Annotated in this window: 1 protein-coding gene; it reads right to left on the bottom strand. The window is 55.4% G+C overall.

Annotated elements, in window-relative coordinates; genetic code table 11:
• Positions 1-67 precede the first annotated feature (67 nt).
• Positions 68-294 (bottom strand): DUF7706 family protein (locus AC3XQU_RS23670; protein ID WP_489876583.1); only part of this gene is annotated, 227 nt, incomplete at its 5' end.

The following is a 294-nucleotide window of genomic DNA, read 5'->3' as shown; positions in this document are numbered from 1 at the left end:
AAGCGGAGGGTCAGCGATCATAGCCTTCAAAAAAATGCCACCAACGCTAACGTGGCTGAAGCTCCGTTCAACGCGGGCTCACACCGGCTTCATCAAGAACACTTTGCAGCTTGGCCAACGCATCCATCATCAAATACGCTTCTGCCTCGGTTTCAGCATTAGCCCGACAATCGCTAAAGCCCAGGCGCTTGACCAACTGCGCCAACGCCAACGTTTCGGGCGCATCCAGGTTACGTCCGGCATGGTCTGTATCACGCGCTCCATGGGGCAGTCGCGTCGCAGTCAGATTTAGAT

It is taken from the genome of Telluria sp. AZSoR62 (genome assembly GCF_058111565.1).
This window is presented reverse-complemented; position numbering and strand designations above follow the sequence as displayed.